Origin of the sequence: Chryseobacterium sp. WG23, assembly GCF_024586575.1 — a bacterium.
In the GTDB taxonomy this organism is placed as follows: Bacteria; Bacteroidota; Bacteroidia; order Flavobacteriales; family Weeksellaceae; genus Chryseobacterium.
This window is the reverse complement of record NZ_JALCZE010000017.1, coordinates 57,357-83,631: the sequence shown is the minus strand read 5'-3', so window position 1 is coordinate 83,631 and position 26,275 is coordinate 57,357. Positions and strand designations below refer to the sequence as shown.

The following is a 26,275-nucleotide window of genomic DNA, read 5'->3' as shown; positions in this document are numbered from 1 at the left end:
TATTTTTATTAGATTTATTCTTATTGAAGTTTATCAATTTTTAAGTACCCAAGTTCCATTGGATTTTCCTGATTCTCTGCTTCAGTTTTTTTAAGGACTATAGAATATTTTTCTTTCATTTTTACAGGAAGAATATCATTCACAGTGAAAATATCATCGATATCTACCCCGTGTTTATCATCTACATGGCTTACAGCTCCTTCAAATCCCATTGTCTGATAAAATTCAGTAGCTTTTGCTCTCTTTATAATCTCTCCCATAGACTGGCCAACCATAAGATGCTGTTCATGAAATTCTTCAAAGAAACCTCTCTTATATCCTCCCAAATTAAGAAAATACAGCTGTTCTTCAGATATCTTTTCTCCCTTCTCTACAATCTCCACTTCATATCCATCCGCAAATTTAACCTCCTGATAACAATCAATATGTATCTTACCTTCAGCTTCCTTCCAGAAGTCTTTCATATCCGGAACCAAATCTTTAAGGCTTTCGGCAATCCCGAAAAATACATCGTGCTGTTCAATATTCCTTCCTTTAGGAGTAGCCCCAAGGATGACATAAAATAATTTCATTTCATTTTTCATGCATACAAAAATACGTTAAATTTATCTTTTTCAAATGTTTGGCAGACTACTACAATAATTTTATATTTGTAACATTAATTGTAGTATGTCAGAAATCATCATACTCTTCCTTGGCGCAATTTCCGCTGGTCTTTTAGGTTCACTTACGGGTTTAGGAGGGGGAGTTATCATCATTCCTTTATTAACGCTAGGTTTTGGCGTTCCAATGCATTATGCCATCGGCGCTTCCCTCATTTCGGTGATCGGGACTTCTTCCGGTGCAGCAGTAGCCTTTGTAAAAGAAGGTTTTACCAACATGAGAATCGGAATGTTCCTCGAAATTGCCACTACAGCAGGCGCTATTATCGGAGCCTTAGTTTCGGGCATGCTTAATCCCAATACCATCGGAATTATTTTCGCCAGTATTCTACTTCTGACGGTTGTTTTAAATCTTAAAGGAAAACCTGACCACCAGGAACCACTCGTAAAAGGAAGCCTCGAAGACAAGCTGAAACTTTACGGGACTTTTCCTGATAAAGGAATATTAAAAAGCTATTCTGCAAGAAATACAGTTCCGGGATTTTTGATGATGATGTTTGCAGGAGCAATGTCCGGGCTTTTAGGAATAGGTTCCGGAGCGTTGAAAGTATTGGCCATGGACAATATGATGAAACTGCCTTTCAAGGTTTCTACAACCACCAGTAATTTTATGATTGGAGTAACGGCAGTAGCCAGTGCCCTGATTTATTTTCAAAGAGGAGAAATCATCCCTGTTATTGTAGCACCCGTATTGATAGGTGTGGTTATAGGAAGTTTTATAGGTTCAAAAACACTGATGGTCTCAAAAACTAAAAAACTAAAAGTCTTTTTTGCCATTGTAATCACGATCCTTTCCATTTATATGATGTATAACGGTATCAATAAAAGCTTCAGATAATGAAAAAGAATTTTACAGATATAGACCTGAACCGTTCCGTAGGAAATCTTCTGAGATTAGGCGTTATTCTATCTGTGATAACCTCAATGATAGGTTTCATCAAGCTTTTTACCGAAGGTTTTGAAATGCCCAAAAAATACACCTCACTGGATATTGGCAACTCTTCAGAAAAAGTGTGGAGTCATTTCTGGAATTCTCTATGTAAAGGTGAAGGAATGGCTATTATTCAGCTGGGAATTCTTCTGCTGATCTTCACTCCCTTAATGAGGATTGTCTTCGCTTTAATAGGCTACTTAAAAGAAAAAGACTACGTATATGTAGTCATTTCCTCTATTGTTTTGGCCATAATGGCTGTAAGCTTTTTCGCGGGGTACGCACACTAACATTTTTACATTTCATAAAACTCCAGTGGCAGCTGGTCGGGATCCTGGGTAAAGAAAAATTCTTTTCCTGTGAATTCATCAATCCTGATCTCTTCACAATTCAAACCTTTATGTACTAATTCATTTCGTTTTTCTGCAACATTTTCAACAGAGAAAGCAAGATGCCTCAGGCCACAAGCTTCAGGTCGTGAAGGTCGCTTAGGCGGGTCAGGAAAAGAAAACAGCTCAATAACGTAATGATCTCCAATCGCCAGATCAAGTTTGTAAGACTGCCTTTCTTCACGATAGACCTCCCTGATTATATGTAAGTTTAAAATTTCCGTATAAAACTTCTTTGATACCACATAATCTGAACAGATAATGGCAATATGATGGATCTTCATCTTCATTTATATTTTTTTAATCGTTGTATACCAGGCTTTACTATTTTATTTCCCTGCAATTGTCTTTTCTTCTTGTATCGATAATATACTGGATTTTCCAGTCATTATTTTGCTTTATCAACTGAAAACTATTGGCTCCGCAATGAGAGAATTTGCCCTTCAGATAGAAGGAATAAGGAGTGAATACGCTTGCCAGATTCCCATCCGTATGCACGGCATCTACTACAATCCTTTCTTCCAAGTCCCCTTTTGAAAATTTAGAAACAGAGGCTATGAAATCCTGAATACTATCATTTTTTACACTTCCGTCTTTTGTTATAGTCTGAAGAACGGCATTTTCAGTAAACACAGATTTCAGCAGCTCCGGATCAGCATTCTTCATAGCAAGAAACAAATTCCGGATAGGTTTTTCAATGTCCTGATTTTGCTGACCAAAACAAAAAGTACTGAATACCAAAAGAATTAAGACTATTTTATTCATATGATAATGGATTTAATTGGATGAATAAAAGTAAGAAAAATCCAAGAATATAAATTGTTCGCTGCCTTTATTTCCATTGTTTAGATCCCTACGGAAGAGACTGATAAAAATATCTATAATTATAATCTGACAAAAACTTATTTTTTCATCATTACATAAAAATAAAGCACTCAGTTTGTCATTCCACAGGAATCCCAGCTTCTTAATGTTAAAGTATAAAAAGAGTATCGTATTAACTGCGATGTTTATTACATTGTTTAGATTCCTACGGAATGAACAAAAGCACTGATAAATATATAATTATAATCTGATTGAAACTTATTTTTTCATCATTACATAAAAATAAAGCATTCAGTTTGTCATTCCGCAGGAATCCCAGCTTCTTAATTTTAAAGTATAAAAAGAGTATCGTATTAACTGCGATGTTTATTTATATTGTTTAGATTCCTGCGGAATGAACAAAAGCACTGATAAATATATAATTACAATCTGATTGAAACTTATTTTTTTCATCATTACATAAAAATAAAGCATTCAGTTTGTCATTCCGCAGGAATCCCAGCTTCTTAATGTTAAAGTATAAAAGAATACAGTATTGTTTATTATATTTATAAACCGTTGTAAGATGATCCTATAGAATCATATTACAACAACAAAACAAATACACAAATGATAGGATTTTCAGAAGGAATATATACATTTTACATCTATATTCTCACCAATAAAAACAGATCTGTTCTCTATACAGGAGTTACAGGTAACCTTCATAAAAGATTATATCAACATAAAATAAAGAAAAGCCCAAGCAGTTTTACAGCAAGATATAATGTTGAGTTTTTGATTTATTATGAAAAATACGACTGGATTCACCATGCAATTGAACGAGAAAAGGAGATTAAAAGTTGGTCAAGAATAAAAAAACTGGAATTAATAAGAGAAGTAAACCCGAATTTAGAGTTTTTGAATTACCTGTTTGAACATTGGTTTTAAGCTATGTTTTCAAGTGATGAATTCAGGTTATAGAAATTTAAACATAATCTTTGTCATTCCGCAGGAATCCTGGTCTCTTAATGTTAAAGTATAAAAAGAGTATCGTATTGACTGCGATGTTTATTTATATTGTTTAGATTCCTAAGGAATGACAAAAGCACTGATAAATATATAATTACAATCTGATTGAAACTTATTTTTTTTCATCATTACATAAAAATAAAGCATTCAGTTTGTCATTCTGCAGGAATCCCCAGCTTCTTAATCTTAAAGTATAAAAAGAGTATCGTATTGACTGCGATGTTTATTTATATTGTTTAGAATCCTAAGGAATGACAAAAGCACTGATAAATATATAATTACAATCTGATTGAAACTTATTTTTTTCATCATTACATAAAAATAAAGCATTCAGTTTGTCATTCCGCAGGAATCCCAGCTTCTTAATTTTAAAGTATAAAAAAGTATCATATTGACGGCGATGTTTATTTAGATTGTTTAGATTCCTGCGGAATGAACAAAAGCACTGATAAATATATAATTACAATCTGATTGAAACTTATTTTTTAATCATTTACATAAAATAAAGCATTCAGTTTGTCATTCCGCAGGAATCCCAGTCTCTTAATTTTAGAGTATAAAAAGAGTATCGTATTGACGGCGATGTTTATTACATTGTTTAGATTCCTAAGGAATGACAGAGCACTGGTAGGAATATCAATAAGTTTGGGCAATAAAAAAAGTGAGCTAAAGCCCACTTTTATTGAATATTATCTGTTTTCTAAAACCTCATCACATCCTTCACTACTCCATTCTTCTGGGTATGCTGCAGCAGTTCTTCTTCAATGAATGTTTTTATTTTTTCTTCAGTTCCGTTATTTGGGAATAAAAGGTGGACATTAGCTCCGGCATCCAGTGTAAAGAATAAAGATAAACCGGTTTCTTTTCTAAAATCCCAGATCTTATTGATCACTTCCAGCGTTCCTGTTCTCATCAGAATAAAAGCAGGATCACTCATCATCATCATTGCATGAAGAGTAAGCGCTTCATGTTCAACCAATTTAATAAATTGCTCCATATTTCCACTTTTCAGGATCTCTTTCATCGGAACAAAATTCTCCCTTGCTTCCTGAAATCTTCTTGCTGCATATGGATTGGTCTTCATCAAACCATGTCCTACCGTTGAAGAAACACTTTTCTGTCCTTCATGAATTAATAAAACCCAGTCGTTAAAGCTTCTGAAAGTTTCATGAATTTCATGATCCGGGTAAGGGACAGCAAATAGATCAGAACTATTCTCAATCTCATCTGTTTTCCCCCACACCACAAGTCCGTTGTATAAGCTTCTGCAAGCACTTCCACTTCCTAACCTTGCTAAGAATGAAGCTTTTTTCAAAGATTCTTCGGCTGAAGATGCACCGGTGAACATTTCGTCCAAACTCATCAGACATTTGGCGATAGCACCAAACCCTGAAGCAGAACTAGCAATCCCGGAACTGTGTGGAAATGTATTTTCAGTTCTGATGATATATTTTCCTTTTAAAATCCAGGGAAGATACTGTTCAATATTTTTGAAATATTTTTCAATTTTTTCGGCAAATTGTACTTCCTCATTTCCTGCCAGAAAAGTATGAACAGAAAAAGGCTCATCAGCCACAAATTCCATTGAAGTATTAGTTTTACAGTGATTTAAAGTATAACTGATACTCGGATTAGCAGGAATCTGATTCTCATATTTCCCCCAATATTTAATCAGGGCAATATTAGACGGACAGCGTTCTGAAACGGTCTGTGTATGAATCGTAAAGTTTGGATTTCCTATAAATTCTTGTGTTGTCATCGTTTATTTTAAATGATAAGACTTTTTTTAATCACCCCGACTAATCTTTGATTTGCTACTCCTCCGAAAGAGGAGAATTCTTATATCAATCAAGATATTCGTAAAAACCAGGGATTTTTGAAAAATAATATGTTTATAAAATTTTACAATTAGTACATTTTCTCAATAATATCCGCATATTTTTTAAGGACTACATTTCTTTTGACTTTCAGTGTAGGAGTAATTTCTCCAGTATTGATGTCAAATTCTGCCGGCATTAAGGTAAATTTTTTCACTTTCTCATAATCGGCAAGATGGCTTTGCAATTCTTTCACTTTATCTTTATAAAAGTTGATCACCTTTTCGTTGGTTACTATATCTTCCCAGCTTGTAAACGGAATATTATTATTCTTGATAAAGTCCTGCAGGAATTCAAAATTCGGAACAATTAATGCAGAAACAAATTGTCTTCCCTCTGCAACCAGCATGATCTGCTGTATAAAGTTATTATTGGTCAGAAGGTTTTCAATTTGTTGTGGAGCAATATATTTTCCGTTGGATGTTTTCATCAGATCTTTGATTCGGTCTGTAATGATCAGGTTTCCTTTTTCATCAATTTTCCCTGCATCACCCGTTTTGAACCATCCATCACTGGTAAAAACTTTCTGAGTTTCTTCAGGTCTGTTGTAATATCCTTTCATAATTCCGTTTCCTTTAGCCTGGATCTCATCACTTTCTCCAATCCTAAGTTCTACTCCCGGTAGCGGCTTTCCACTGGTACCATGCTCGAAATGAGTCAAAGGGAAAAGTGTTAAAGTAGCTGTAGTTTCTGTCAACCCATACCCTACTGTCACATGGATTCCTACAGATTCAAAGAATTTGGTTACTTCAGGGGATAAAGAAGCACCTCCACAAGGCAGGAACCATAACCGGCCTCCCATTTTCTCCTTTATTTTACTGAAGACCAGCATATCTGCAACAAATTCTTTACATTTCAATCCAAAAGGAACAGGCTTTTCATTTCTTCTAAACTCTGCAGTTTCCCACCCTGTTTTTAAAGCCCAGTCAAAGATTTTTTTCTTAAATGATGAACCTTCCTCGGCTTTTTCCAATACTCCGGCATATACTTTCTGGAAAAATCTCGGCACCGCACACATGGTGGTAGGCTTTACCTCTTCCAGTGCTTTTGCTACGTTTTTCGGATCTTCAAGGAAGTAGACCCTTGCTCCTCCATAGAGGCAAAGTAAGCTCCAGCTTCTTTCAAAAACATGACTTAAAGGTAAAAATGCCAATGAAAGTTCTTCTTCAAAGTTTTTAAACTTAAAAAACTCAAAGTGCGAGTCAAAGGCTTTAATAAAATTTCCGTGGGTAAGCATTACTCCTTTTGGTGTTCCGGTTGTTCCGGAAGTATAGATCAGCGTTGCTGTATCTTCATATTCTCTTTTACAGATTTCCAGTGTTGAAGAAGCTTTTGCTATAAAATCCTCAAGGTAGAAGCTGTTAAATTCTTTCTTGATCCATACAGATTTCTTAGAAATAATAATGGTACCAAGGTTATTTTCTTCTTTATGTAAAATCTCCAGACAAGCATCATACTGAGCCTGATCTCCAACTAAGACAACCTTAGCACCGGAATCATTGATGATATATTCAGCCTGTTCGGCATTATTTGTGGAATAAACAGGAACGGTAATCGCTCCAATAGACATTGCTGCCAAATCGCAGATCATCCATTCAGAAGAATTGTCTGAATAAACAGCTACTTTATCGTCTTCCTGAACTCCTGCCTCTTTCAAGGCATTCGCTGTTTTAAAAATAATTTCACTGAATTTCTGCCAGCTCAGCTCTTTCCAGGCTTCATCTTTCTTTTTAAAGCCTATTGCAGCTTTTACAGGATGTTTTTCTACATTTTTAAGGATAATTGCCTCTGCCAGATTCATTTCTTCAGCTTTTTGTCGTTAATATAATTATTCAGGTGAAAGTCTATACTTTCTTGTACAGGAATAAACTGATATTTCAGTTTTTCCTTTATTTTTTGGTTGGAAATGGTGTTGAAAGAAGAGATCGCTTCAATATTTGATTTGGTCACCATTTTCAGCTTTGGAATCAGCCATCCGAGAAGCATATTGGCTACTCTTCCCAGATTCAGTAGTGATTCGGGAAGTACTTTAGCATCTTTAAGTCCCAGTCTTGTTCGGATTTGTTTGGCTAGATCTGTAAATCTTTTATTTTCGGAGACAATAATAAACCGTTCTCCAAAAATGTTATGCTCCAGAAGTTCTATAGCAATTTTTGCAACATCTCTTACATCTACATAGGCCGAACCACCGGCAAAGGTAAAACCATTATCCGCAAAAGTAGAGAAAAGCTCACCACTGCTTTGGTTCCAGTTTCCGCTTCCTACAATCATTCCCGGATTGAGAATGGCTACATTGAGTCCTTCTGCAGAAGCCCTCCAAACTTCCATTTCTGATAGATGTTTGGAAATAGCATAGGAAGAATGTTCAAGTTTGGGATTAAAATCAGAATCTTCATCCAGCTCCCCGTCTTCATTAAAATTATCCAAAACAGCAACAGAGCTTACGTGCAGAAATTTTTTCACATCAGATCCTTCGCAGGCAAACAACAGGTTTTCTGTTCCTTTGATATTGGTATGGTACATTTCTTTTTCATCTTTGGGATGAAAGCTTACTTTTGCGGCACAGTGATACACTTCTTCTACTCCTTTTAAAGCGGTCTGAAGAGTATAGAGATCATTAAAATCTACATCTACCCATTCGATCTTATTAAAAAAATCATCAGGATTTTCAGTATAAAAGCGATATGAATGCCTTACTTCGTTTAAATTGCTGCCCGGCCTTTTGGAAGCCCTTACGTTTTTACCTCTTTTAAGAAGCTCCAACACAAGTACTCTTCCCAGAATTCCGGTAGCACCCGTTACAAAAACCATTAATTATGTTACTTGATTGCTGACTAAAATATGACAATATTTTCTATCCGGCAATTCTTCATTCTTCTGCAAAAATATTTTGAAAAACTGCTTCTGCAAATTTGCGATTTTTAAAGCATAATTCAACTTAATTTAACCAATATTATCATTCCGTAAATCATAAAATGAGCAAATACTGCTGAATTATTCTCCAAATACAAGAGAGGTAAAAGCCCCGGAAATAAATTGTCATTCCTTAGAAATCCGGATATGCTATTTTAAAATTGGATAGCCTGGATACCTAAGGAATGACAGTTATTGAAGATTTTTTTTATTTTTTACGCTGTAACCATATTATTTCTTCTTGGCGCTTTGTCGCAGAGGACATCTGCAATACTTTTAGAGATAAGATTTTCTTCTGTAAGATTATCCAGCCAGAAAAACTCTCCTGCTGCATTGATTTCAATAAAGAAGTATTCGTCTTCAGGGGAAACAATAATATCTATTGCTCCATAATCAACGTTGTATACATCCAGGAGTTCTAATAATTTTTCTTCCACCTCTCCCGGAAGCTCCGTTCTTACCCATTTATCGATCAGATTCACGCCATCTTTCCTCCAGTCTACTTTGGAATCTTCAAACTGTTGGGAATCTACCTCAAAAGCATATACATCTCTTCCTACGATGGTAACCCTAAGTTCTTTTTTCTTCTCAATCATCTTCTGAAACTGCATTGGACAATACAAAAGTGAATCCAGCTCTTCCAGCCTGTCTTCACTGACAACATTTGTAAAAACCACATTCTCCACACCATCTTCATAAATAGCAAATCCGGTCTGCATTTTGGCCACTACATTCTGATGTTTAAGAATAAACTTTCTGGCTTCTTCAGGGTTATTGGTAAGACAGGTTTCAGGAATTTTCAGCCCTATTTTATCTGCCACTTTCAACTGTTCTTCTTTACTGTCGAGTCTTCGGTAAACACTTGGTTTTCCCAATGAATAGACATCTACGGATTCAATAAAACCAAAAATGGTATTGCGGATCTCTCCCATTGCAGCTCCGTAAAATTTAGCTTCCAGCTCGTCTCTCAAGCCTTTTCCTATATTGTAAGCTCTTCTGTACCAGATAGCAGAAATATCATCTAAGCGGTATTTCACTTCCTGGGTCTCAAGAATACTTACCCATTCTCCATCCTGAAAAACAGTGGACAGTTTATTTTGTAAAGGATATAAGTCTACATCAAAACGAATGACCTCACAGCCATTTTTCCCGATATATTCTGTTACTTTTTCAATTGAAAAGTTATCTGCAGTATGTGTTATAATTAAAATTTTATCCATGGAAACTGATTCTTTTTATAAGATTGTCGGCAATTCTCTGTGCTATAGGAAAGTTCAGTTCTTTCTGTAACATTCCCCATTCTCCCTGTGGATTCACTTCCAGAAAGTAGTAGCTACCATCTCTTCCTTTAATCATGTCAATAGCTCCCATATAAAGTCCCATTTCTTGCATCATCGAACTTATATTTTTTTTGATATTTTCCGGCAATTCATAGGCGGACCAAAAATAGCTTTCGTGAGCAACACGCCAATCGACATTCTCACTGTTGTTAATTTTGCCTGTAAAAAACTCGCCGTCCACATATGCTATTCTCAGCTCATATTCTTTATCGATATAAGGCTGAAAAATCATGGGACAGTACGCAATATCCGAAATATTGACAAGGGTATCTTCTTCAATGATTGTCGTAGAAATCTGGCTTTCACCACCCATTGCTTTCACGGCCACATTGTGAAGTTTGGCAATCGCTTTTCCGTTACAGTGCTCATAAAAAAAAGCAGTAATCTTCTCTTCATCGTTGGAAAATATCGTTTTGGGGATGATCAGCTTATTTTTTTGAGCAATTTTAAGCTGAAACATTTTATTTCCGTCAATTTTCCTTTCCTTTTCAGAAGGGTTGATCCAAGGAATATTTTCTAAAATTGTCATCAGATTAAATCGGAGGCTTCCGTATTCTTTCAGGAAGATTTTTTCATAATCTTCATCCAACTCTTCCGGAACGCTTATTTTCCAGGCTTTCCTATGCCACACCCCTTTAACATCATCTGAGTGAAGAGTATTTCCCAATTCATCCGTCAGTTCGAATGAATTTTCATTGATACTGATTTTCTGAAAATGGTTCATTTTGTCAGAATTCAGCCTGAAATATGGAATATGTTTGGAATTAAGATATTCAAAAAAGAGATCGATATTATAGAAATCCTGTGAGTGGGTAATACAGAGAATCATGAGCCGGTTTTTATTAAAAAGGGAAACTTAATGTTTTAAGTTTCCCCTTACTATAGTTTTGTTCTGTTCTATTACTTATACTTCTAAAGAATCATCATCACCATCAGAAGGGTATTTCATAGTGTGTTCCATGTCCTTCAGTGCGGATGTTACAGTGTCGATAACCGGTTTTGTAATCACATCTCTTTCAGGAATTGTGATTTCTAATCCTCCTTTCACTGTTTCAGGATCTTTAAGTTGTTTTTCTAGAAATGAAGCGAAAAACGGTTTCTTTTTTGAATTTTTGTTTTCCATAAGTTATAATTTTATTTTTGGGAATTGATATAATGATAGTTTGGATCCGAATTATAATTCATCTCCTGACTCATCGCTGTCGGATGGATATTTCATTGTTACGTTATCATGCCCCGGAAGAGATACATTATCTTCAAGTGCTGAAGTAATAGAATCCTTGATAACCGAAGTAACATTATCCAGACTTACTGAAGTAATAGCCCCTCCTTTCACTGTTTCAGGATCTTTAAGCTGTTTTTCTAAGAAAGATGCGAAAAATGGCTTCTTCTTTGAATTTTTGTTTTCCATAAGTTAAAAATTTTATTTTTTTGATAAACCAAAGTACAAAAAAATTCAACTCATGGAGAAATAATTAATTATTTTAATAAAATTTTAACATATATAACAAAAACGATGAATAGTTTTAATTCAATCCAAGAAATTGTTTGACAACTTTTGCAAAATCCACAGGATTTTCTGCTTGCACCCAATGTCCTGCATTTTTTACCGTAACCACAGTCGCCTTAGGAAACTGCTGCTTAATACCATATTCATCCTGTGGCAGAATATAATTGGATTTATCACCGGCAATAAATAAAGTATCGCCTTCAAAAACTCCAAATTTAACTGCATTAGAGACAAATTCGTTATATTTTTCAGATAAGGTCTTCAGGTTGAATCTCCAGTTTAGCTTCTTATTATCATCCCAATACAGATTTTTTGTTAAAAACTGAATGGTCGACTTTTCCGGGATATATTGGCTTAGAACTGCTTCAACATCATTTCTTGAACCTACCGTATCGAAATCTACCGTTTCCAGTGCTTTTATAATTCCCTGATGGTGCGGAGGATAAGCTTTGGGAGAAATATCCACTACAATGAGTTTTTCTACTCTTTCAGGATATTTTAAAGCAAACTGCATTACAGCTTTCCCCCCTAAAGAATGTCCTAAGACATGCGCTTTCTGAATTCCATAATGATCCATATAACGGGCAATATCGTCTGCCAGATCATCATGGGACATACTTTCCGAATGAAAGCTTCTGCCATGATTTCTAAGATCAATCAGATGTACCGGAAGATATTCACCAAGGTCTTTTCCAAAGCTTCCCCAGTTGTCAAGCATTCCAAACAATCCGTGAAATACCAGGAGCGGCGTAGTTGTTAAGCTTTCGCCGAATATTTTTGAGTTTAAGATTTCCATATTTATTAAGATAATAGATTTCAGATATCAGATTCCAGATGAGCAGCTCAGACACAATACTTTGGTCTAAAATCTCACATCTAGCATCTTGTATCTATTTTTACCACTTAGCCAGCCTCTTTAAATAAGCCTGAACTGTATTTTCCAATCCCATATAAAGTGCTTCAGAAACTAAAGCATGCCCGATGGAAACTTCCAGCAGGTTCGGGATATGATCTGCAAAATATTTCAGATTATCCAGGCTTAGGTCATGTCCTGCATTAATTCCCAGTCCAAATTCTGTAGCTGCAACCGCTGTATCATAATAAGGTTTGATGGCCTGCTCTTTATTGGTTACATAATTTTTAGCGTAAGCTTCAGTATACAATTCAATTCTGTCTGCTCCTGTTTTTGCGGCATATTCTACCAATTCAGGTAATGGATCCAGAAAAACAGAGGTACGGATTCCTGCATTTTTAAATTCTGCAATGATCTCTGTAAGAAAATCGAGGTGTTTTTTTGTATCCCATCCTGCATTAGAAGTAATAGCATCATCAGCATCGGGAACCAATGTTACCTGTTCCGGTTTTACTTTCAATACCATATCAATGAAATCCTGATGTGGGTTTCCTTCAATATTAAACTCGGTGGTAACCAGTGGTTTCAAATCATAGACATCTTTTCTTGTAATATGCCTTTCATCCGGTCTTGGATGGATTGTAATACCCTGTCCCCCAAACTCCTGAATTTTTACAGCAGCTTCAGTAACACTAGGTGTTTCACCACCCCTTGCATTTCTTAACGTCGCAATTTTATTAATGTTTACGCTTAATTTTGTCATTTTTATGTAAGATGTTAGACGCTAGACTTCAGATGTCAGACTAATATTATTGTACTATTAACCTCTGATTCTAGCTCTTAATGTTATTTTTTATTAAGATTCTAAAGACTAATTGGTCTCTACTTTCCAGTTTCTCATTGTTATACTTTACTTACCTGCATTACCTCGAGGTCAAATTCTTTTGAAGCAACCAGCAAGTGGTCAAAAATATCAGCCTGAATCTGTTCAAAACGTTCCCATTTGGAATCGTTGGCAAAGCAATAAACCTCAAGAGGAAGCCCCTGTGGAGTTATATCCAGCTGACGAACCATTCTCGTTCCGTCTTTATCCACATCAGGTTCGTTTTCTATATATTTTTGGGCATAATATCTGAAAACCCCGATATTGGTAAGCTGTCTTCCGTTCACTACTTTATCCTGATGTTCAAGGCTTGAATTTTCCTTTTTGATCTCAGCACTTTTTTCTTTAAGATACCCTGAAATAAGGTTCACTTCTTTCAGTCTTTCAATATCCTCCTCTGTCAGAAACTTAAAAGAATTGATATTAAAGTAAATGGATTTCTTTATTCTTCTTGTATTGGACTCAGACATTACCTGAAGGTTCTTGATTTCTGTGGTCAACAGATCATAGGTAGGAATGGTAGAAACCGTTTTATCAAAATTGGTGATTTTTGTTGTTAAAAGGCTTATTTCAGTAATATTTCCTTCCATATTGTATTTTGGGATACTTACCCAGTCACCCACTTTTAAATTTTTGGAAGTCGCTACGTGAAGTCCCGTTACAAATCCCAGAATGGTATCTCTGAAAACAAGTACCAAAACAGCTGTAATTGCCCCCAAACTTCCAACAATGGTAGTTCCTTTTATTCCAAAAACCACACAGATCCCTACTACTGTAAATATAAAAATCCCAAGGATCTTCACGGTTTCAGAAAGGGCATTCAAGGCCATTATTTTATAAAAATCCTGCTTGATTGCAAAATAATTCCGGAATGCAGTGAGCGATCTGTAAAGCATTCCGGCAAGTATCATTACCAGCCCCAAATTAACACTTCTTATAATAAAAATTGTTGTTTTTGGAAGAACACCTTCAGGAAATATAGAGCCCTGCAATGCTCCTACGATAATCAGTGCAGCAAAGTGAGCTACTGAATTGGTAATTTTAGACTGATATATAGATTTTAGAATCGGAAATTTTACCTGGTCATGAAATAAACGGAAGATAAAATTGATGACAAATTTAAAAACAAAGTCTACAATCAAAAATACAGCACAAAGCAATGCCAGTTTTACGATGATATGAACAATCCAGTCCAACCCGGTGGGAGAAATCTGGGTGATATAATTATACAACTGTTCGCTTAATTCCTGCAAATAGTTTTTGGTTTCTTGTAGGTCATCTTTCATTGACAGCAAATTTATAAAATAAGAATGACGATTTTTACTATTCATCATCAATTTTCATCCCAAAAAATATTCTTCAGCAAATATCCGGTAAAAAAGCTCCATCAATAATAACTCTACAGAATCCTTAATGATAAAAGGAAAATAGACTATACATAATATTATTTAAATGACAATACTAAGAACAATTACACTTTTAATGTTTTACTATCAATTATTTATCACAATTGGTAAAACTAAGCTCATCAAAATAAATACAACAGGAAGTATGGGGAAAGCAGGTCTTATCCTGGAATATGTCATCTTATTTTAGGACGGGACACTGTAATAAAATTTTCAATTAAAATATAAAGGTGGCTTTTTATAAGGCCACTTTTTTTATCTTGCATCTATATTTTTTTAAGAATGGATACCACAATTATTAATATTCTCTGCCTTGTTTTGCTGTTTGTCGGAATTCTAGGAACTTTTCTTCCGGTTCTTCCAGGGCTGCTATTAAGTATCTGCGGACTTTTGATTTATAAATTCGGGACTGATGCAGATCTTTCGATGATTTATATCTGGGCATTTGGAATTCTTACTGCCGCATCAGTGGTATTGAGCTATGTAATTCCTGCAAAAACCAACAGAAAATACGGAGGAACACGCTGGGGAAGCATTGGTTCTGTCATCGGGACCATTGTAGGAATCTTCATCCCTATTCCGTTAGGCTTTCTGATCGGGATGTTTGCCGGAGTATTTATTGGAGAATTACTTCATGACAGTAAAGACATGAACAAAGCCATGCAATCCACCAAAGGAGCCTTTATCGGGTTCATTTACGGAACGGGTTTCAGTTTTGTAGTAGGTGTGGCAATGTTTTTGGTGGTATTACTCAATATGCTTACTATTATTTAAATAAAAAAAGAAACTATGTTCCATAAAGTCCTTATCTTCAGTCTTGGAATACTCGCATTAACAGGATGCGATGCCCAAAAGAAAACAAAAACAGAAACAAAAGCTTCTGAAATGAGTTCCAGCACCAAAACTTCAGATCAAAAAGGAGATATTATCTACTTCAATGAAGGGGAAAATAAATTCCTTAAAGAATATGAGATGAATGTGACCTTTAAAGGTATTTCAGAAGACAGCCGCTGTCCTGAAGGCGTGAACTGCATCTGGGCCGGGGTCGCTCTTGCCCAGGTAGAAGTAATGGGTACCACAACAAGGCCTGTATTGTTAAACCTTGCCAGTATGGATCATCCTGCAAGAAACTATCATCAATCGGCAGATTTTAACGGATATACTATTACATTACAGGAAGTTACCCCCTATCCTAAAGCGGCAAGTGATGGATTAAAAGCTTCGATTGGAAAATACAAAATCGGGATTACCATAAAAACGACTGAAAGCCCATCAGGGACTACCACGAAATAGGCTTTTTGCCTTTGGAAACAAGATATTCATTAATTTTTGAGAAAGGCTTGCTTCCAAAAAAACCTCTGTATACAGAAAATGGTGATGGGTGTGCCGATTTCAGAATAAAATGTTTAGCCGGATCTATAAGTTCGGCTTTTTTCTGTGCAAAAGCACCCCACAGTACAAAAACTACATTCTCTTTTTTATCTGAAATTTCTTTTATGATAAAATTAGTGAACTTTTCCCAACCGAGATCTTTATGAGAATTGGGAGTATGGGCACGAACGGTCAATGTTGCATTCAGCAGCAGTACCCCCTGTTTTGCCCAGTCATCCAATTCTTTAGAAGTTCTTACCACTCCAAGATCATCTTTTAATTCGATAAAAATATTTTTAAGGGAAGGCGGAGCAGTTACCTGTTCGGAAACAGAAAAACACAGTCCATTAGCCTGATGGTCATTATGATAAGGATCCTGCCCAATGATCACCACTTCAATATCTTCAAACGGTGTTAATTCTAACGCTCTGAAAATCTGATCTTTATGAGGGAAAACTTTAGTAGTTGCATATTCATTTTTCACTTTTTCCCATAGGGTTTTAAAGTATTCTGTATTCTTTATCGGGGCTAAAATTTCTGTCCAGGTCATAATTCAATTTGATAATGAGTTCATTTGATTATTTACTATTCTTGCTTTATCAAAAAACACTGTCTTTTGGTAAACTAAAGGGCTTTTTTCAGACTAAAAATAACATTTTCAGGATTCTTTTCGTCTGTTTTGTTTTCTTTTAAAACAAAATTATGCTTTAAAAGTAATCCCTTGGAATTTTCATTCTGGTTACTGGTGAAAGCTAAAATTTCCTGTAAATTTAAGTCATTAAATCCAAAATTTAAAACGGATTTCAATGCTTCACTCATAATTCCTTTTTTATGATAATCGGGAAGCAGCTCATATCCTACTTCCGCAGTTTTCCGGTCTTCTGAGAATTTCCACAGGCAGATAGTTCCAATAAGGTTCTTTTGGTTTTTATAAGAAATTCCCCAGAAAATGATCTCTTTATTCTGAGTTCTTTTCCTGATGCTTAAAATAAATTCTAAAGCGTCATAGTTGGTCTTGGGTGAGTTTCTTCTAACATATTGATTAATCAGCTCATTGCTCCGGATCCGTAAAATATCTTCTACATGGTTTTCATTGATTTCCTTTAAAATGAATCGTTCGGTTTCCAGTTTCATCCTTCAAATGTATTAAACTCATCATCAATTAAAAACTTTTATCAGAAAAACCTTTCTCATTCTTTATTGTCAATCTCTCAAATTAGCTCATTTTCAAATTACCACCGTATTACATTCACATTTTCTCACTAAATTTGCAGTGTGTATATAGATAAAGAAGATTTAGACGAATTAGAGTTTCCGCAATTACTCGCGGAAATTTCCCCCCTTGCGTATTCTCCGAAAACACGAGAGAAAATTCTTCAACTTCGTCCGATGGAAATAGACGAGGCAGAGCTTTCATTGAAAAAAACGTCAGAGTATCTGTCGAGTTTTGAAAGTTCAAATGCAATTCCGTTTGATGAGTATGAAGATATTGAAAATGAGCTGAAATTAATGCTGATTGAAAATTACCGTCTTGAAAACAGTGCTTTCATTAAAATCAAAACCATCACAGAACAAATAGGAAGGCTTCAGAAGTTCTTCCCTACCATGCCGGAAACCTTCCCTACCCTTATAGAAGATGTTTCTGTACTGGAGTTTAAGAAAGAGATTATTGAGAAGGTAGATAAAGTTTTCAACCGTTTTGGTGAAGTAAAAAGTGAGGCTTCTGCCGCTTTAAAAGAGTTGAGAACAGAGATCCAGCATGCTAAGAAAGCCATTCAGGAAAATTTCAACCGTGCGCTTACCACCTATGGACAAAGTGATTTTTTGGATGATATCCGGGAGACTATTATTGATGACCAAAGGGTTCTTGCCGTAAAATCGGGTTTCAAAAAAAGAATTCCGGGCAGAACATTAGGGATTTCAAAAACAGGTTCCATTACTTATATCCAGCCGGACAGTGTTGTAAAGCATTACTTCAAGCTTCGTGAAAGTGAAGAGGAAGAGAAAAAAGAAATAGACAGGGTTCTGAGAAAACTTACTGGTGAGCTGGCAGAGTTTCAGCCTCAGCTGTGGAGATATCAGATCTATATTTTTGATCTTGACCTTACAAGAGCTAAAGCTAAGTTTGCAGATTTAATTAACGGGGTATTACCGAAAATAAACCGCCATAAAACCTTAAAGCTGAGGGATGCCTTCCATCCGTTATTATGGTTAAGAAATAAGGTAGAAAACAAAACAATCTATCCTCAAACCTTGGCTTTAACGGAACACAACAGAATTATCTGTATTTCCGGCCCGAATGCCGGTGGAAAATCAATTACGTTAAAAACAGTTGGATTATTACAGCTGATGATTCAGAGTGGTATTCTGGTTCCTGTTCATCCGAAGTCTGAAATGTTTTTCTTTGAGAAAATGATGACTGATATCGGTGATAACCAATCTATTGAAAACCATCTGTCCACCTATTCATCAAGACTTAAGAAAATGTCCGGGATCATCCGTGAGGCTGATGCGAATACTCTTTTACTGATTGATGAGTTCGGAACAGGTTCTGATCCGGAACTGGGAGGTGCTTTGGCAGAAAGTTTTATGGAGTATTTCTACGACAAGAAAAGTTTTGCAATCATTACCACACACTATACCAACATTAAGCTGGTGATAGAACAACTTCCCAATGCTGAAAATGCAGCTATGCTGTTTAATGAAGAAACCCTTGAACCCATGTATAAATTGGAAGTGGGACAAGCGGGAAGTTCATTCACATTCGAAGTTGCTGAGAAGAATAGAATTCCAAGATTCATTATTCATTCTGCAAAGAAAAAAGTGGAACATGATATTGTGAATCTTGATAAGACCATTGTGAAGCTGCAGCAGGAAAAGTTTGAGGTTGAAAAGCTGAAATCTGACCTTGCTGAAAGAAAAGAATCTGTAGAAGATAAGCGTGATAATCTTCAGAAACTGAATGAACAGCTTCAGCAAAAGCTCTTTAATTTCCAGAAACTCTATGAAGAGGAACACCGTAAACTTCAGTTTGGAAACAAAATTGAGGCGTTCATAGACAGCTATACAAAAGGAAAATCAAGGAAAGATGTTGTAAAGGATTTTGTAAAGCTTCTGGAACAGGAAAAGTTCAGAAAAATAGGCGCTGATAAAGATGAATCAAAACGTCTTCAGGTGGTTAAGAGGAAGATTACCCAACAGCTTAAAAAGGAAGATGTGATTGAAAAAATTGCTGAAACCAATGAAAAACTGGAGGAAAAACGTAAAAGTGACCGTGCTGTTTGGATGAAAGTAGGACAACGTGTCCGCATCACAGGAAGTACCAGTGTAGGGACGATTGAGAAAATATCCCGAAACAAAGTAATTGTCAATTACGGAACTTTCAAAACGACTATTGATGCGGAGGAACTTGAAAGAATTTAATCAATTGGAGAATGCGTTAATTTGAGAATTTGAAAATTAATCTAAAATAACTAATGGAGAGCATCATGAGATGCTCTCTTTCTTTTTGTACTTTATTTCTTATTTTCCTGAAAAATAATCCGGAGACTATTTATGGGCCGCTAAAAATAATTCCAGCTCTTAAATTACATATCTGATAAAAAGGGTGTTATTAAAAATACTCTTTTTATCTTTAAATTCTTTTTGAAGGGTAATGAAAGTTCATTTATAATTATCAATTTTCTCCTTCTTCTTTTTAACCAGAAATGATATATTTGAGATATGACTAAAAGTTTATCTGTTCTCTGGATTTTTTACAAAAAAATAATACCCGCTACCATATTATTTTCTTTAGTCTTGTCTTTACTATTACCATTCAGTTCTAAAGCATTCGGGCTCAGTTTTCTTTTAATTTTACCTGTTCTTCATTATTTTATTTATGAACTAAGGTTTAAGAATGAATATTACTTTTATGCTAATTTTGGGTTTTCAAGGTCATTTCTTTGGATCACAACAGTTTTAATAAGTTTAATTATAAAATTCATCACTCAGTTCTTATGAATAAGCTTCATATTGACAGTGTCACAAAATCTTTTAAAGACAAGAAAATCCTACAGGATATTTATCTTGGATGTGAGAAGGGCCAGATTATAGGACTTTTGGGGAGAAACGGATCTGGAAAATCAACGTTATTAAAAATCATCTTTGGAGTGATCAGCAGCGACTCCCAGTTTATACGATGTCAAGGTAAAGTTTTAAAAAAACTGTCAGACAGGAAAAGTATAATCTCTTATCTTCCTCAACATTCATTTTTACCTAAAAATAACAAGATTAAACATTTGATTCCTCTTTTCTGTGACAAGAAAGATACCGATCATCTTCTTACTTCAGAATTGATCAGTCCCTTTCTCAATGAAAAACCTAAAAATCTTTCAGGAGGAGAACTGAGGCTTATTGAAGCTTTATTGATTATCCATTCTAAAGCAGACTTTGTACTGCTGGATGAACCGTTTCACAATCTTTCTCCAAAAGCTATTGATAAGCTTAAAATGATTCTCCAGATCCAATCTGAGAATAAAGGTTTCATTATTTCAGATCATCATTATGTGGATGTATTAGATATTTCAGATAATGTATATCTTCTTTCAGACTCTCATTTAAAGAAAATACAAGATTTAAAAGAACTGCAACAGTATAATTATCTTCCGAAAAGCATTTAATTTATATATTTGGGGATCAAAAATTTGTTATAATGATTTCAGTAAACAAAGCATTCTATCTATCTGCATTTAGTATTTTCTCTTTAGCATTGGTTAAAGGCCAGAATAAGGTTCCTTTTGGAGTGGTAAAAGCTGAAGAAGGATATGCCAATGTACGCGTACATAAGGATAATTACAGGAAGATTGTAGATAAGATCCGTATGCGTAAAGGGGATGTTTTTGTTTATGTAAAGCCGGCGCCGGGAGAAACGGAATGGATCTGGATCAAATATCCTGAAAAACAGGACGAGGAAAAGCCTTTTGTAAGGTATGAAACTCTTGATAAGGAAGGAATGGTAAATAAAGATCGTATTGCTTATATTGACCAGCTTCCCCAGTATACACCTTCCAAATCCAAGAATGGAAAGTCGCTTATTTTCACCGATAATTCTGACCCTAAAATCCCCACAGCTCAAAGGAGTAAAGTAGTTATTGATATTTACCCATCCAATGCCGGATACCGTAAAAAGGAGAAAGATGCTGATGGAAAACTCCTTACTATCGATAAAGTAAAGCCATGGGGAATAGGCAATGATCTCCCTGAAGGCATGACCGAAATTAAATCAATCAGGGTTCAGCAGCCTGGAAGAGGTTCTGTTTTTGTAAGGGAAGCTATCAAAAACATGTTTCAGCCCACCATGGATTTCAATAATGTGGCGGTAACCTCTTTAGATAACGACAATATCTTTCTTTATATGATCAATGGTTCAGGAGAATACAGATATACAAGTCTTTGGACCATTAAAAAAGGAAGAGTGATCAGTCAGATTATTTACCATAATCCGGAATAAATTCATTATTTTTGCCCCGAAAAAGTTTAACGCTTATTCATCATGGAAATAGGTTCTGCCTAACAGCAGATTAAAAAGGGAATCGTGTGAAAATCACGAACTGTCGCGCAACTGTAAGTAACTGAAGTCTTTTATTAAGATCCACTGTGCGGGGCATGGGAAGGGGATAAAAGATGTTACAAGTCAGGAGACCTGCCTTTTTCTTAAACAAAAAACTTTCGCGATATGAAGTTTATTGATCTGATGGATTTTTTCAGGGATTTCTTGGATTCCTGTTATTATTCTGTTGTTTTAATAGTATTTCATTTCGTTTTAATTAATAATGAAATATGACTACAGAAGAAAGAATTGAAGCATCTGAAACCAGAATATTTAAAGCGGTTTTCCCTAATACAACGAATCATTATGATACACTTTTTGGAGGTACGGCTATGCAGCTGATGGATGAAGTAGCCTTCATTACTGCTACCCGATTTGCAAGAAAAAGAGTGGTAACCGTAAGCAGTGATAAAATTGATTTTAAAAAACCTATCCCCGCAGGAACTATTGTTGAACTGATTGGGAAAGTTTCCTACGTTGGAAAAACCAGTATGAAGGTCAATGTAGAGATCTACACGGAACAGATGTATTCTTACGAAAGAGAAAAAGCAATCATTGGCGACTTTACTTTTGTAGCCATTGATGAATTCAAAAAGCCAATCCAAATCCTATAATTATAAAGTTTCGGGCGGCCAAAGGCCGCCCGAAACTATTTATAGTAAAAACTAAGCTTTTATTTGATCACTTTTCCGGTTTCCAGACTTCTGGTCAGCAATAATTCAAAAGCTTCCCCCATCTCATCAGAAGCTCTGCAGATGGCATTTTCAAGCATGCTTCTAATTTGTTTTTCCGTAACTCCGGCTTCTGTCCAGCTTTTTCCTGAGGTATGTGAATTGAGGATAAAAGGAATAATTCTGTCAATAGCACACGCAAAAATAGCATCTGGCGTTATTTCTTCTTCAAATTCCAGCCATAAATTGAAAAACTCCGAACGTAACGGCTCGTCTAAAATTCCAAAGATCTTTTGAGCAGAAACTTTTTCCCTTTCAAACTTGCCAACCATCGCTTTTTCATCAAAAAGAAAAGTATCGCCAGCCTCAATTTCAACCAAGTCGTGAATGGAAAGCATTCTGATAACTCTCAGGAGGTCAATGTCAGCACGGTTTTTTGCATAAGGATATAAAATCTGTGCAAGAATAACAATCTGCCACGAGTGTTCTGCAGTATTTTCCCTTCTTGAATCATCTGCATTATAATTTCTTCTTTGTACGTTTTTCAAAGCATCTACTGCCAGGATAAAATCGATTTCTTTCTGAATTTTCATTGTATTATTTATCTATTATATTGCCCTGCCGGATATACCTTGGTTCTGGTAACCCATTTGTTATTTATTTTTTCCCTGGTAATCACTTTTACACGGTCTTCATTGGTCATATCTTCTTCCCTCTCCAATACCTTTTCTAATCCTTTGTTAGGAATTACTTGATATTCTGTAGTAAAAATCATGCAACATCCGGATTTTCCTGTGGCAACAAGGCGCTTACGCTTGGCATCTACACCGAATAATCCAAAATAATTGGAGCCAATTTCCGTAAGCTCCTCACTTTTCACAAATGCCATTCTGGTACTGTTAAATACATAGACATCATAGGATGCACTGCTGTAATTTCCTTTATTTCCGTTTCTAATAGCTATATCTTCCGTTCCGTCAAAGTTAAAATCATCAATAATAAAAGGACTTTCCTCATGGGTCAGCTGAATCATTTTTCCGGGTACCAATTTTTGACCTTTGTTTAAATAAAATACCAGATCTTCGGAAGTAAAAGTCTGAACTTTGGTGTTCTTATTATCATAGAGTTCTATTGTTCCCCTGTCTTTACACTGCTCATCAAAGCAATTTTCAATAGTAATAATAGCATTATTATAGTTCTTGGATGCTTCTTTAACTTCAAACTGATATTGTCCAAAACATAAAGGGCCTAGCAGAATACATGCAGATAAACTTCTGTAATAATTCAAAATTTTCATAGTAATAGCAAATAGATTTAGGTGTTTTTTTATAAATTATTACAACAAAAATACAAATCATAACGCCGATTTCAAAATCTCTTGGCCGTAGATAAAGAATGAATTTTATTCAAGATTTGCTATAGAACACCTCCATTTCTTTTCAGCCTATCTTCATTATTTACCATTTTCGGGACTATTCTGGTCTCATTCCTTTTTTAACAAATCGATAAACAAAAATTATAATTCTGATTATCAATTATTTAACTGTATTATTTTAAAAATTCCACTACTTTGTATTGCATATTACCATTTTAATTACATATCTTTGTAATGTAAAATCGGAATAAGCTCATCTAGCTAGGAGCAATATTCTAAAATATAACCAATTAACAAAAACTTATCAAAGATGAATACCGAAAATACCAAAGCGCAAATGCGAAAAGGAATTCTGGAATTCTGTATTCTAAGTCTCATCAATCATCGCGAAATGTATGTTTCTGATCTGATAGATGAACTGAAAAAAGGAAAACTGGATGTTGTGGAAGGAACCCTCTACCCACTTCTGACAAGGCTTAAAAATGGAGAGTTTCTCTCTTACAGATGGGAAGAATCTACAGGAGGGCCACCCAGAAAATATTATCAGATCACTGAAAAAGGAAAGCTTTTCCTGAATGAACTTCAAAACACCTGGAATGAACTGACAGCGTCAGTAAGCCAAATCACTCAACAACATTAAAAACAAAGCTATGAACAAGACACTCTCAATAGGACTCGCAGGTTTTTCTTTTACCATAGAAGAACACGCATATATAAAGCTCAGCGATTACCTGAACGCTCTTAGAAGCTCACTGGATGCTTCTGAAGTAGATGAGGTAATGCACGACATAGAAATAAGAATGGTAGAGATCTTCAGAGATTCTCTGGGAAAACGTGAAGTGATTAATGATATTGATGTAGAAAAAGTAATCGCACAGATCGGAACTCCGGAAAAAATAGAAGAACAGGAAGAGGCTTATTTTTCTGAAAAAACAACAAATAAAAATAACTACTCAGGTTCCAATTATACGGATAAAAAGCAATTGTTCCGTGATCCTGAGAAGCAAAAGGTTGCAGGAGTTTGTGCAGGTTTAGCACAATATGTAGGGATGGATATTACGGCTATGAGAGCCATCTGGTTAGGAATTTTCGTCTTAGGAATTTTTACCGCAGCTATTTCTTCCTCATTGATCGGACTTTTATATGTTATCCTTTGGATCGTTCTTCCAAAAGCTGAAACAGCAGCAGATTTCCTGAAAATGCAGGGAAAGCCTATGAACTTCGACAATCTTAAGAATGAGTCTAATAAATTAGTACAGTTTGCTAATGAATCTACTCAGAGAGTCGGAGAAATATATAACGAAAACAAACCTTATATCAACAACGCAGGAAGCGGAGTCTGGAATATTTTTAAATATATAGTGGGCGGAATCTTTGTGCTGATGGCTGTAGGAAGTATTATTGGAGTATTTGTAGTCTTTGGCCTTTTTGGAATGGATACAGATTTCCCTGGTGCCAATCAGATCAGATTCTATATGGATGATAACGGCCTTGATAAGGTATTGGCAGCTATAATGGTTATCGGAAGCTTAATCCCGGCTATTATCTTTAGCTTATTAAGCATTAAAATATTCTCTCCAAAAACTAAGCTGAGAAATATCGGATGGGTAATAGGTGGACTATTTCTTCTGTTAATCGGATTAGGAACTTACTTTGGATTAAGTATGGCAAAGAAAAACCTGATCTACAGAGGCAGCAAAGAAGACACAGAAAATGTAGCTATCAATACCAATTCTGACACCGTTTATCTAGATGTAAAACAGGTAAGCATCCCACAAAACTTCAAAGCTTATGATGATGATATTTATTCTGATAAGAGATTCGTTTATGAAGAAGATTATATTTCTGTAGACGTAACGAGAAAACCGGATATCAAAACCCCTTATCTGATCATTAAAAAAGAAGGAAACGGCTATAACTTCCCTATTCAGTTAACGGTACCGGTAGAGGTTGTTGATAACAAAGTGATACTTCCAAACTACGTTAAGTATCCATATGAACACAGATTCAGAGACTACAGAGTAAATTATGAACTGGTAGTTCCTCAAAAAGCAATTGTTATTCCATTAAAAAAAGACAGCATCAACTTCGATGGGGATCTGGATGGTGACGGCATCAATGATGATGATCAGGACAGAGATGAGAACCAGCATGGTATAAGAATCGAAAAAAATAAGATTACAGTAAACGGTTCTACAATAAACTATGATCCTAATGATAAAGACAGTGTAATCATTAATGGTAAAAAAGTTCCAAACTACCAGGCTGAAAAAGTAATTGATTCTGTAACGTCCGACATCAAAAAACTGAACAAAGATGTAGACATCAAGATCAAAGACGGAAAAAACGAAATTTCCATACAAACTAAATAATTAACTTCAGAGAGTGCGAGAAGGTGTGAGTGGATAGCAACCGTTTGAAATTCACACTCTTCTTCTCTCAGAAAAGAAAAAATATCATATTATTTAGTTTCCTATGTGAAAAAAAAGCTTTACTTTCGTAGTATTAAAATATAATAACCAACCAACAAAAAACACACCCCTATCATGATACAATTTGCCCTGGAATTTGTTATGAAAATCGTAGATTTAATCAACGGTTTGTTTTAAGAGCGATAATATTTCAATATATTTGTAAAGTATAACCAAAGTTTGGTTATACTTTTTTT

At 35.3% G+C, this 26,275-nt stretch carries 29 protein-coding genes and 1 riboswitch; of the genes, 12 read left to right on the top strand and 17 right to left on the bottom strand.

Annotated features, from left to right (window positions below):
* Positions 1-20: 20 nt before the first annotated feature.
* Positions 21-572, bottom strand: coding sequence for a DUF1543 domain-containing protein (locus MP477_RS21770; protein WP_257192138.1), 552 nt, complete (start codon positions 570-572; stop codon positions 21-23).
* A gap of 97 nt (positions 573-669) precedes the next feature.
* On the opposite strand from MP477_RS21770, the gene MP477_RS21765 reads away from it, so the two are divergent.
* Entirely contained in the window at positions 670-1,500 is an 831-nt protein-coding gene (locus MP477_RS21765; RefSeq protein ID WP_230037984.1) for a sulfite exporter TauE/SafE family protein, read from the top strand.
* Entirely contained in the window at positions 1,500-1,883 is a 384-nt protein-coding gene (locus MP477_RS21760) for a DUF1634 domain-containing protein (protein ID WP_230037986.1), read from the top strand. Before MP477_RS21765 ends, MP477_RS21760 begins: the two co-directional genes overlap by 1 nt.
* A gap of 5 nt (positions 1,884-1,888) precedes the next feature.
* On the opposite strand, the gene MP477_RS21755 is transcribed toward MP477_RS21760, so the two are convergent.
* Both MP477_RS21755 and MP477_RS21750 read right to left on the bottom strand, forming a co-directional pair.
* Positions 1,889-2,266 (bottom strand): VOC family protein, encoded by a 378-nt coding sequence (locus MP477_RS21755; protein WP_257192162.1) that lies wholly within the window; start codon positions 2,264-2,266, stop codon positions 1,889-1,891.
* A 40-nt stretch (positions 2,267-2,306) separates the two neighbouring features.
* Positions 2,307-2,747 (bottom strand): nuclear transport factor 2 family protein, encoded by a 441-nt coding sequence (locus MP477_RS21750; RefSeq protein WP_257192137.1) that lies wholly within the window; start codon positions 2,745-2,747, stop codon positions 2,307-2,309.
* A 669-nt stretch (positions 2,748-3,416) separates the two neighbouring features.
* Between MP477_RS21750 and MP477_RS21745 the strand changes: the two genes are divergently transcribed.
* Positions 3,417-3,737 (top strand): GIY-YIG nuclease family protein, encoded by a 321-nt coding sequence (locus MP477_RS21745; protein ID WP_257192136.1) that lies wholly within the window; start codon positions 3,417-3,419, stop codon positions 3,735-3,737.
* A 781-nt stretch (positions 3,738-4,518) separates the two neighbouring features.
* On the opposite strand, the gene MP477_RS21740 is transcribed toward MP477_RS21745, so the two are convergent.
* From MP477_RS21740 to MP477_RS21695, 10 genes are all read right to left on the bottom strand, one after another.
* Positions 4,519-5,577, bottom strand: coding sequence for a diphosphomevalonate/mevalonate 3,5-bisphosphate decarboxylase family protein (locus tag MP477_RS21740; RefSeq protein ID WP_257192135.1), 1,059 nt, complete (start codon positions 5,575-5,577; stop codon positions 4,519-4,521).
* 149 nt (positions 5,578-5,726) lie between these two features.
* Positions 5,727-7,496: a long-chain fatty acid--CoA ligase gene (locus MP477_RS21735; RefSeq protein WP_257192133.1), complete on the bottom strand. Its 1,770-nt coding sequence runs from the start codon at positions 7,494-7,496 to the stop codon at positions 5,727-5,729.
* Positions 7,493-8,506: an NAD-dependent epimerase/dehydratase family protein gene (locus MP477_RS21730; protein WP_257192132.1), complete on the bottom strand. Its 1,014-nt coding sequence runs from the start codon at positions 8,504-8,506 to the stop codon at positions 7,493-7,495. The genes MP477_RS21735 and MP477_RS21730 overlap by 4 nt, the downstream gene beginning before the upstream one ends.
* 317 nt (positions 8,507-8,823) lie before the next feature.
* The gene (locus MP477_RS21725) at positions 8,824-9,828 is read right to left on the bottom strand and encodes an MvdD family ATP-grasp ribosomal peptide maturase (RefSeq protein ID WP_257192131.1); all 1,005 of its coding nucleotides are present in this window, start codon (positions 9,826-9,828) and stop codon (positions 8,824-8,826) included.
* Positions 9,821-10,777, bottom strand: a complete 957-nt coding sequence (locus tag MP477_RS21720) for an MvdC/MvdD family ATP grasp protein (protein ID WP_257192130.1) — start codon at positions 10,775-10,777, stop codon at positions 9,821-9,823. The genes MP477_RS21725 and MP477_RS21720 overlap by 8 nt, the downstream gene beginning before the upstream one ends.
* A 75-nt stretch (positions 10,778-10,852) precedes the next feature.
* Entirely contained in the window at positions 10,853-11,071 is a 219-nt protein-coding gene (locus tag MP477_RS21715; protein WP_257192129.1) for a microviridin/marinostatin family tricyclic proteinase inhibitor, read from the bottom strand.
* A 51-nt stretch (positions 11,072-11,122) separates the two neighbouring features.
* On the bottom strand, positions 11,123-11,359 hold the full coding sequence (locus MP477_RS21710; protein ID WP_257192128.1) for a microviridin/marinostatin family tricyclic proteinase inhibitor: 237 nt from the start codon (positions 11,357-11,359) through the stop codon (positions 11,123-11,125).
* 115 nt (positions 11,360-11,474) lie between these two features.
* Complete coding sequence (locus MP477_RS21705) at positions 11,475-12,254, bottom strand: alpha/beta fold hydrolase (protein WP_257192127.1); 780 nt, start codon at positions 12,252-12,254, stop codon at positions 11,475-11,477.
* Between the two features lie 100 nt (positions 12,255-12,354).
* Positions 12,355-13,074, bottom strand: a complete 720-nt coding sequence (locus MP477_RS21700) for a pyridoxine 5'-phosphate synthase (RefSeq protein ID WP_257192126.1) — start codon at positions 13,072-13,074, stop codon at positions 12,355-12,357.
* Between the two features lie 140 nt (positions 13,075-13,214).
* Positions 13,215-14,480, bottom strand: a complete 1,266-nt coding sequence (locus tag MP477_RS21695; RefSeq protein WP_230040997.1) for a mechanosensitive ion channel family protein — start codon at positions 14,478-14,480, stop codon at positions 13,215-13,217.
* Positions 14,481-14,646: 166 nt separating this feature from the next.
* Between MP477_RS21695 and MP477_RS21690 the strand changes: the two genes are divergently transcribed.
* The 3 genes from MP477_RS21690 (at position 14,647) to MP477_RS21680 (ending at position 15,893) form a co-directional block, all read left to right on the top strand.
* Entirely contained in the window at positions 14,647-14,790 is a 144-nt protein-coding gene (locus tag MP477_RS21690; RefSeq protein ID WP_257192124.1) for a hypothetical protein, read from the top strand.
* A gap of 92 nt (positions 14,791-14,882) precedes the next feature.
* On the top strand, positions 14,883-15,374 hold the full coding sequence (locus MP477_RS21685; protein ID WP_257192122.1) for a DUF456 domain-containing protein: 492 nt from the start codon (positions 14,883-14,885) through the stop codon (positions 15,372-15,374).
* A gap of 15 nt (positions 15,375-15,389) precedes the next feature.
* Complete coding sequence (locus tag MP477_RS21680) at positions 15,390-15,893, top strand: hypothetical protein (protein WP_257192121.1); 504 nt, start codon at positions 15,390-15,392, stop codon at positions 15,891-15,893.
* Here MP477_RS21680 and MP477_RS21675 read toward each other — a convergent pair.
* A complete protein-coding gene (locus MP477_RS21675; RefSeq protein WP_257192120.1) occupies positions 15,880-16,521 on the bottom strand; it encodes a uracil-DNA glycosylase in 642 nt (213 codons plus the stop codon). The two genes, MP477_RS21680 and MP477_RS21675, sit on opposite strands and share 14 nt — an antisense overlap.
* Before the next feature lie 74 nt (positions 16,522-16,595).
* On the bottom strand, positions 16,596-17,105 hold the full coding sequence (locus MP477_RS21670) for a GNAT family N-acetyltransferase (protein WP_257192119.1): 510 nt from the start codon (positions 17,103-17,105) through the stop codon (positions 16,596-16,598).
* A gap of 141 nt (positions 17,106-17,246) precedes the next feature.
* Between MP477_RS21670 and MP477_RS21665 the strand changes: the two genes are divergently transcribed.
* The 4 genes from MP477_RS21665 to MP477_RS21650 all read left to right on the top strand — a co-directional run bounded on the left by MP477_RS21665 (position 17,247) and on the right by MP477_RS21650 (position 22,175).
* Positions 17,247-19,394 carry a DNA mismatch repair protein MutS gene (locus MP477_RS21665; protein ID WP_257192118.1) on the top strand — a complete coding sequence of 716 codons (2,148 nt, stop codon included), beginning with the start codon at positions 17,247-17,249 and terminating at the stop codon, positions 19,392-19,394.
* Between the two features lie 575 nt (positions 19,395-19,969).
* A complete protein-coding gene (locus MP477_RS21660) occupies positions 19,970-20,632 on the top strand; it encodes an ATP-binding cassette domain-containing protein (RefSeq protein ID WP_257192117.1) in 663 nt (220 codons plus the stop codon).
* A gap of 32 nt (positions 20,633-20,664) precedes the next feature.
* Positions 20,665-21,462, top strand: coding sequence for a hypothetical protein (locus MP477_RS21655; protein WP_257192115.1), 798 nt, complete (start codon positions 20,665-20,667; stop codon positions 21,460-21,462).
* A gap of 33 nt (positions 21,463-21,495) precedes the next feature.
* Positions 21,496-21,677: riboswitch (cobalamin riboswitch) on the top strand.
* A 114-nt stretch (positions 21,678-21,791) separates the two neighbouring features.
* Positions 21,792-22,175 carry an acyl-CoA thioesterase gene (locus MP477_RS21650; protein ID WP_034699813.1) on the top strand — a complete coding sequence of 128 codons (384 nt, stop codon included), beginning with the start codon at positions 21,792-21,794 and terminating at the stop codon, positions 22,173-22,175.
* A gap of 59 nt (positions 22,176-22,234) precedes the next feature.
* Here MP477_RS21650 and MP477_RS21645 read toward each other — a convergent pair whose 3' ends face one another.
* Together MP477_RS21645 and MP477_RS21640 are read right to left on the bottom strand one after the other, a co-directional pair.
* Entirely contained in the window at positions 22,235-22,825 is a 591-nt protein-coding gene (locus MP477_RS21645) for an HD family hydrolase (RefSeq protein WP_230041004.1), read from the bottom strand.
* 8 nt (positions 22,826-22,833) lie between these two features.
* A complete protein-coding gene (locus MP477_RS21640; protein ID WP_257192110.1) occupies positions 22,834-23,529 on the bottom strand; it encodes a hypothetical protein in 696 nt (231 codons plus the stop codon).
* Between the two features lie 388 nt (positions 23,530-23,917).
* Between MP477_RS21640 and MP477_RS21635 the strand changes: the two genes are divergently transcribed.
* Together MP477_RS21635 and MP477_RS21630 are read left to right on the top strand one after the other, a co-directional pair.
* A complete protein-coding gene (locus MP477_RS21635) occupies positions 23,918-24,247 on the top strand; it encodes a PadR family transcriptional regulator (protein ID WP_047487297.1) in 330 nt (109 codons plus the stop codon).
* 10 nt (positions 24,248-24,257) lie between these two features.
* On the top strand, positions 24,258-25,979 hold the full coding sequence (locus tag MP477_RS21630; RefSeq protein WP_257192109.1) for a PspC domain-containing protein: 1,722 nt from the start codon (positions 24,258-24,260) through the stop codon (positions 25,977-25,979).
* Positions 25,980-26,275 lie beyond the last annotated feature (296 nt).

Coding starts and splice junctions, on each gene's coding strand:
- MP477_RS21710 (WP_257192128.1), bottom strand. CDS start 11,359: ATGGAAAACAAAAATTCAAAGAAGAAGCCATTTTTCGCATCTTTCTTA.
- MP477_RS21755 (WP_257192162.1), bottom strand. CDS start 2,266: ATGAAGATCCATCATATTGCCATTATCTGTTCAGATTATGTGGTATCA.
- MP477_RS21685 (WP_257192122.1), top strand. CDS start 14,883: ATGGATACCACAATTATTAATATTCTCTGCCTTGTTTTGCTGTTTGTC.
- MP477_RS21720 (WP_257192130.1), bottom strand. CDS start 10,777: ATGATTCTCTGTATTACCCACTCACAGGATTTCTATAATATCGATCTC.
- MP477_RS21650 (WP_034699813.1), top strand. CDS start 21,792: ATGACTACAGAAGAAAGAATTGAAGCATCTGAAACCAGAATATTTAAA.
- MP477_RS21760 (WP_230037986.1), top strand. CDS start 1,500: ATGAAAAAGAATTTTACAGATATAGACCTGAACCGTTCCGTAGGAAAT.
- MP477_RS21765 (WP_230037984.1), top strand. CDS start 670: ATGTCAGAAATCATCATACTCTTCCTTGGCGCAATTTCCGCTGGTCTT.
- MP477_RS21630 (WP_257192109.1), top strand. CDS start 24,258: ATGAACAAGACACTCTCAATAGGACTCGCAGGTTTTTCTTTTACCATA.
- MP477_RS21730 (WP_257192132.1), bottom strand. CDS start 8,506: ATGGTTTTTGTAACGGGTGCTACCGGAATTCTGGGAAGAGTACTTGTG.
- MP477_RS21660 (WP_257192117.1), top strand. CDS start 19,970: ATGAATAAGCTTCATATTGACAGTGTCACAAAATCTTTTAAAGACAAG.
- MP477_RS21640 (WP_257192110.1), bottom strand. CDS start 23,529: ATGAAAATTTTGAATTATTACAGAAGTTTATCTGCATGTATTCTGCTA.
- MP477_RS21655 (WP_257192115.1), top strand. CDS start 20,665: ATGATTTCAGTAAACAAAGCATTCTATCTATCTGCATTTAGTATTTTC.
- MP477_RS21670 (WP_257192119.1), bottom strand. CDS start 17,105: ATGAAACTGGAAACCGAACGATTCATTTTAAAGGAAATCAATGAAAAC.
- MP477_RS21740 (WP_257192135.1), bottom strand. CDS start 5,577: ATGACAACACAAGAATTTATAGGAAATCCAAACTTTACGATTCATACA.
- MP477_RS21645 (WP_230041004.1), bottom strand. CDS start 22,825: ATGAAAATTCAGAAAGAAATCGATTTTATCCTGGCAGTAGATGCTTTG.
- MP477_RS21700 (WP_257192126.1), bottom strand. CDS start 13,074: ATGACAAAATTAAGCGTAAACATTAATAAAATTGCGACGTTAAGAAAT.
- MP477_RS21635 (WP_047487297.1), top strand. CDS start 23,918: ATGAATACCGAAAATACCAAAGCGCAAATGCGAAAAGGAATTCTGGAA.
- MP477_RS21690 (WP_257192124.1), top strand. CDS start 14,647: ATGACAATACTAAGAACAATTACACTTTTAATGTTTTACTATCAATTA.
- MP477_RS21675 (WP_257192120.1), bottom strand. CDS start 16,521: ATGACCTGGACAGAAATTTTAGCCCCGATAAAGAATACAGAATACTTT.
- MP477_RS21745 (WP_257192136.1), top strand. CDS start 3,417: ATGATAGGATTTTCAGAAGGAATATATACATTTTACATCTATATTCTC.
- MP477_RS21715 (WP_257192129.1), bottom strand. CDS start 11,071: ATGGAAAACAAAAATTCAAAAAAGAAACCGTTTTTCGCTTCATTTCTA.
- MP477_RS21735 (WP_257192133.1), bottom strand. CDS start 7,496: ATGAATCTGGCAGAGGCAATTATCCTTAAAAATGTAGAAAAACATCCT.
- MP477_RS21725 (WP_257192131.1), bottom strand. CDS start 9,828: ATGGATAAAATTTTAATTATAACACATACTGCAGATAACTTTTCAATT.
- MP477_RS21750 (WP_257192137.1), bottom strand. CDS start 2,747: ATGAATAAAATAGTCTTAATTCTTTTGGTATTCAGTACTTTTTGTTTT.
- MP477_RS21705 (WP_257192127.1), bottom strand. CDS start 12,254: ATGGAAATCTTAAACTCAAAAATATTCGGCGAAAGCTTAACAACTACG.
- MP477_RS21695 (WP_230040997.1), bottom strand. CDS start 14,480: ATGAAAGATGACCTACAAGAAACCAAAAACTATTTGCAGGAATTAAGC.
- MP477_RS21770 (WP_257192138.1), bottom strand. CDS start 572: ATGAAATTATTTTATGTCATCCTTGGGGCTACTCCTAAAGGAAGGAAT.
- MP477_RS21680 (WP_257192121.1), top strand. CDS start 15,390: ATGTTCCATAAAGTCCTTATCTTCAGTCTTGGAATACTCGCATTAACA.